This is a genomic window from Mycoplasma sp. CSL7503-lung, assembly GCF_025515455.1.
GTDB lineage: Bacteria > Bacillota_I > Bacilli_A > Mycoplasmatales > Metamycoplasmataceae > Mycoplasmopsis.
Genome location: NZ_JAOPHP010000044.1, coordinates 1 through 1,767 on the forward strand (window position 1 = coordinate 1; position 1,767 = coordinate 1,767).

Sequence of the window (1,767 nt, forward strand, 5' to 3'; positions counted from 1 at the left end):
TATTTTTTGTAAAATTCTTGTAGCTGTGTATTTGAATTATCTTCAAACTGTTCTAGGAATGGTTTTTCTTTATCTTTTTTTAGTAATGAAAGGGCTATTTTAAAGTGTATGTAGTCTCTTAAAACTTTTAATGACTTAGATGTTATGTTTGAGTTTTGAATTGCTTTAAAAGGGGCTAGAATTATTGAATTATTATAAAACTCTTGTGGAGTTCAACGATTCTCCTCTAACTGCATTTTTTGTGGGAATACACCAATATAATTTCTTTTATCATTAATAACTATGTCTTTATTATATTTATAATTAAAGTTATATCAATCATTTACATATTCAGAATCATTTGTTGTTTTGTTAGGGACAGGCATTAAAGATAGTAGTTTTTCATTTTTATTTTTTGATTTACTATTAAAATGAACTCTTTTTTGAATAAAATGTCTATCAGTTCTCTCGTAGAAATTTTTAGAAACATCATACATATCATTATAACTAATGACTGGTTGTTCTGTAGCTTCTTCTAAATCTCTTTCCATTCATTTATGTCAGTTTGCTTTATCTAAATTTGGAATCTTTCTTAATTCTTGTTCTTTTTCTTGAAAATCAAGTGGGATAACACCATCGTAGAATTTTCCATTTCCTTCATATTTATAGAAAGAACCGAATGAATCTATAATTGTATCTAAATCATATGTAATCGCATCTTTTCATTCTTTTGTTAATCTGGTGGTTTTATAATCTGTTAGAGCAAACGAATCATAATTTTTATCAGTTAATTTTAAAAGTCTATTTGTTAAATTATCTTTTTGGTTATCAACTTGCAATAAATAATCATAATATTTTTTAATACCAGAATAATAAAACACAGCTGTAGGATGTTTAAATATAAATTCTTGTGGTTTATTAAAATCAACTTTATAATATATTGATTTTTCTGGTATATTCCCTAAAAAAGTTCCTGTTTCATTGAAAACACTTGGAGAAATATCAAGTTGCCCTGTGTTTTCATAAATATCAGTAAAATTATTGATAATTTCTTCTTGGGACATAGGTTTTGAAGTATTAGTATTATTTGTTGGAGTCGAAGAAATATTAGGCCCTAATGGAGCAGTATTTGTTGATGAAGAAGGGGTCGAAGAAGGTTGATTATTCTTTTCATCTTTTATGCCGTTTCCTTTTGGTGCTAAAACTCTATTAATTCTTTCTAAACAACTAGCAGAAACACCACTAAATGCAGTTAGTGGCAGCAAAATTGTTGCCCATTTTAATATGTTTTTTGTTTTACTTTTTATCATATAAAAATTATATATTAATATGATTTAAAATCTAGTTTTTGAATACATTTTTATAAAAAAAGTTAGCCAAACGCTAACTCTAAAAACCTTAAGTTTTTAAAAATATCTATCTATGTTTTATAATGAATTTTAATAGTGTTCTAATACTAAAAAACATTTTTTAGTACCAATAATATTGTTATTCAAAAACATTTACATCTTCTTCGTTATTTTCTATATCTGTTTGTGTCGATTGTCTAATTTGTTCTTGGTTAAATTGATTATTAATGTTATACATTTCACCATTTAATTTTTGAAACACTCAACTAGCAGAATTTTTTGTCTTTTTAATGAAATCCATTAATGCTATTTCAGTTTTAAAGTATTTTATTAATGTTTCTAAATCATTATTAACAATCGCTTTAGAAAGATTATATGTTCCTAATTCTCTCATCATTTTGGTTGCTTGACTATCTGTAATCGTTGCGTGTTCTACTAA

2 protein-coding genes are annotated in these 1,767 nt (G+C 25.4%); both read right to left on the reverse strand.

Annotated features, from left to right (window positions below):
- A partial coding sequence (locus tag N9R85_RS03805) for a hypothetical protein (protein WP_262858655.1) occupies positions 1-1,289 on the reverse strand: 1,289 nt, incomplete at its 3' end.
- A gap of 178 nt (positions 1,290-1,467) precedes the next feature.
- A partial coding sequence (locus N9R85_RS03810) for a hypothetical protein (protein ID WP_262858656.1) occupies positions 1,468-1,767 on the reverse strand: 300 nt, incomplete at its 5' end.